This is a genomic window from Chitinispirillales bacterium ANBcel5, assembly GCA_029688955.1.
In the GTDB taxonomy this organism is placed as follows: Bacteria; Fibrobacterota; Chitinivibrionia; order Chitinivibrionales; family Chitinispirillaceae; genus Cellulosispirillum; species Cellulosispirillum alkaliphilum.
This window is the reverse complement of the sequence record JARUKZ010000076.1, coordinates 1-4,153: the sequence shown is the minus strand read 5'-3', so window position 1 is coordinate 4,153 and position 4,153 is coordinate 1. Positions and strand designations below refer to the sequence as shown.

The 4,153-nt window shown below is 40.0% G+C and carries 2 protein-coding genes and 1 pseudogene; all 3 read left to right on the top strand.

Going from position 1 to position 4,153, the window contains the following annotated elements; all coding sequences use genetic code 11:
- Positions 1-42 precede the first annotated feature (42 nt).
- A pseudogene (locus tag QA601_18595) lies at positions 43-615 on the top strand (RHS repeat-associated core domain-containing protein).
- Between the two features lie 46 nt (positions 616-661).
- Positions 662-1,480, top strand: a complete 819-nt coding sequence (locus QA601_18590) for a hypothetical protein (GenBank protein MDG5817113.1) — start codon at positions 662-664, stop codon at positions 1,478-1,480.
- A 255-nt stretch (positions 1,481-1,735) separates the two neighbouring features.
- Positions 1,736-4,153: RHS repeat-associated core domain-containing protein (locus QA601_18585; protein MDG5817112.1), on the top strand; the 2,418-nt coding region annotated here is incomplete at its 3' end.

The following is a 4,153-nucleotide window of genomic DNA, read 5'->3' as shown; positions in this document are numbered from 1 at the left end:
TGTGGTCGCCGGCTTGAACTATAGTACCTTTTTGGAGCTAGGTACTATGATGCGGATGTGGGGAGGTGGGTGAGTACGGATCCGGCGAGGGAATTTGCAGATTCTTATCGGTATACACGAAATCCTATATCTTTTATCGACCCTGATGGTTTAGCAGATATATTTATTGCATTATATTATAATGCAATTGATAGTAATGAACAGAACGTTACGATTGATGCACATGGATATGCTGCTGGTTTTCAAGCCGAATTGGCTTTGAAATATCCAGATGATAATGTTCAAGTTAGGGCTTTCGCAACAGGTGATTTAGATGGAATAGTGACTTTCTTAAATCAAAATGATGCTGACGATGCAATTAATGTGTTGATGTCGCATAGCAGTATTGGAAGAACACATATTTCGGACGTTCCTTATTTGGGTAATGATGTTGGAAATCATCTTATTACTTTTGAGGCACTTGAAAGTAATCTACAAGTAAACGTTGGGCTTGCTGCGTGTGGAGCAGGAACAACCCTCGTAAATAACAATGGCAGACTAAATGCTGTACCAGGAACGGAGAGGGATGGTGCAAATATTACACAGGCGACAAGGAATTACATTGAAAATAGATAAAATAATAGCGATTTATATTTTGATAATTTTTAGGAGTTATTCAGTTATGATTGATAGCGATATAATAATGAAAGTGAATATTAAAAACGAAAGCGTTAATGTTGCCAAATTTTTTGACAACAAACTTTTTATCAGTTTTGTGGGAGATGATAAAATTAATATTCACCACCAAAATTCGGAATTAGTAAAATCAATTCAATTTGGTTCACCAGTAATGGATTTTATTATTGAAGAGCAAAATATTTATGCACTTAGGAAACATAATTCCCAATCTCATATTATAATAACAAAGAAAACATTTAACGGTGAATTTATCGAAGAATTTTCATTGCATTTGGAAGATAAGTTAAACAGGGTGAAATTAATTTCAAATAACCTCATATTATTATCTACAAATACTAGTATATCTTTAACAAATTTTATAAAAGCTCAACCTCAAATAACGTTCCCATTAGATTCACTTATCGTACTATCAGAGATTGAGTATAACTTTTTGGAAAATAATTTAATCTGTGTTGTAAGTAAATATAATTCAGTATTTTTATTAACTGCAAGTTCAATAAAACAAGAATTAATTCCGATTAATCATCTCCTAGGTGATACATTTTCAATTTATTCAAAGATATATTTTTTAGATAACCGCATGTACTTAGATAATCCGACTATAGAACAATCAAGAGATGGTGATTTAACTACGAAGATTGTTGGATCAAATCTTTTCCGAATCAATATAGAAAATATGACATTAGTAGAAATTTTGAAAAGTGGTAAGCAACTAAACATTTTAGGTCTGGGTACTAACAATATTATTCTTTCTGAAAATGGAAATATTATTGTTGCAAAATTCTTAGATTCGTACAAATAATTAATTCGTAGTCTTGCACTATAATTTTCAAAAAAAAACTTAAAAGTGAGATGAACCAGCTGCTTTCATTACTCTATAAATTGTAAACAAAATTCACATCCTGCCATACTTAATCACCTTCCTTTCTTTCAAAACAGTATTCAAACATACATCGTGTACTTTCATACCTTTATCTTACAGATAAACCGTTTTTCAGGTCTACATAAAGACTCTTATACTTTTTGAGTAAAGTCTGATCATCCATTACTGAATTCTTTGGTCTTCCAAGCGTTTTCCAGACAGACATGGCATTCAGGAATCCCTGCTCTTGCCCGTGAGACACATGTCAGTGATCTGGCTGGGGGTGAAACATCGAGGATACAGATAAGTCTGGGTTACAGTGATGGTTTTGAGCGTGAGCTTCAGAGTAAGATTAAGGTTGAGAGTGGGCTTGCCTGGGTGCGTCAGGACAATGATGAGTATGAAGAGGAGGAGGTTGAAGACCGCTGGCTTGTATCGGGGCGTGTCGTTTACAATAATAAGCAGGAACCGGTAAAGCAGTACGAACCTTTCTACAGTGCAAAGCACGAATATGAGCCTGAGCAGTTTTTTGCTGAATTTGGCGTTACGCCAATCATTCATTACGACCCGCTGATGCGGGTGGTGAAAACCGATCTGCCTGATGGTCATTTTACTCGTGTTGAATTTACTCCATGGGAAGTGGAAACCCACGACCAGAACGATAATAAGGCAGGGCATGATCATTTTAATACTCCGCAGGTGGCAATACTCGACACACTGGGCAGAAAGTTTAGGGTAAGGCAGTATCTGGAAAATAAGGATACAGCTACAACGGATCAGATTTATGAGACAGTAACTACCTTCGATATCACCGGAAATCCTCTGACTGTAACCGATCCGCGAGGCAATGTTGCGTTTACTTATACCTATGATATGGCGGAACATTCCTTAAGGACGCAGAATATCGATGCCGGGGATGACAGGGTTTTTATTGATGTGATGGAGAATCCGGTTAAAACTTTTGATGCTAAAGGGCATGTTGTAACTATAAACTACGATACTCTTCACAGGCCTACCGAAAATAGGGTTGTCGGTAATGGTCTGGATAATCTGGTGCAGAAAATTATCTACGGTGAATCGCAAACTGATCCGCAGGACAAAAACCTTCGTGGGCAGATGTATAAAACCTATGATGAAGCGGGCTGCACAACCGTTCCTGCATATACCTTCAAAGGTGAAGTGCCGCAAAGTGTTTATCGTCTCCGCGCGCTTACAACCGGTGCTTATGATACAGAGGTAAACTGGGATGTTGCGGATCCTGACTCACTTCTGGAATCTGAGACGTTTACCACAAATAACAACTATGACGCGCTTGGTCATGTTATAGAGCAGGAGAAACCTGACGAAAGTATTACCGTTGCGGAGTTTCATCAGTCCGGCGCTCTCAACAAGGTTAGGGTGCAACTTAAAAATGAAACTGAGTTCACCGATTTTGTCACAGGCATTCGTTATAACGCTAAGGGACAGCGGCAAAGAATCGATTACGGCAACGGAACCTTCACTGAATATGAGTACGACGACAAAACCTTTCGCCTAACTTCGCTTCAAACAAAACGAATCAGTGACAGCAAGCTGCTTCAGGACATTGCATATCAGTATGATCCCGTAGGGAACGTCATTGAAATTGAGGATAACTCCTTTGATTCGGTATTTACCAACAATCAGGTAGTAGAGCCTAAATGCACTTATGAATACGATGCACTCTACCGCCTTACCTGTGCCACCGGCCGCGAGCACACCGGCTTAAACCAAAATACCCCACAGCACGGAGATGAATGGTTTAATCAGCATCTGGCAAACATCAATGATGCCAATGCCCTTGCAAACTACACCAGAACTTATAGTTATGATAAGGGTAACAATCTTACTCGAATCCAGCATACAGCTTCTCACAGCACCCGCAGTTTCACCCGAAACATAACAGTCGATTCTGGCTCAAACAGAGCAGTTCCGGCTACTATGACCGGTCCAATCTCCTCCTATTTCGACCTGAATGGTAACTGCACCGAACTGGAGCACATCGCCGAAATCTCCTGGAACTACCGCAACAACATCTCAAAAGCGACGATTATTAAAAGAACTGGCTCCCCAGATGATGCCGAATATTATGTTTATGATGGTAGTGGTAATCGTGTCAGAAAGATAACCGTTGCCAACGATGAGCGAATAGAGAAGATCTATCTTGGTGGCGTTGAGATCAGGAGAATTAGTTCATTTGATGGCTCTTTGAAAAAACTGGAGCGATATGATCACCATGTGATGGATGACACTTCACGGATTGCTATTGTTAACCACTGGACCGTGGATGTCCATAACCGGGAAACTGACAACCCGGGGGATCTAAACAGTAACAAGATCCGGTACCAGTGTGGCAACCATTTGGGGTCTGCCTCACTTGAGTTAAATGAGATCGGTGAGCTCATCTCCTATGAAGAATACTTCCCTTATGGAGGAACCTCTTTTGTAGTAGGTAACAGCGAAAAAGAGGTTAAGCTCAAAGAATACCGTTACACCGGGAAAGAACGGGACGAGGCTACCGGGTTGTATTATTATGGAGCAAGGTATTATTGTCCATGGATCGGGAGGTGGTTGAGTGCGGATCCGGCGGGGCCA

What these genes read in the sequence shown, in the direction of transcription:
- QA601_18590 (MDG5817113.1), top strand. Translation starts at nt 662, where the DNA reads ATGATTGATAGCGATATAATAATGAAAGTGAATATTAAAAACGAAAGC.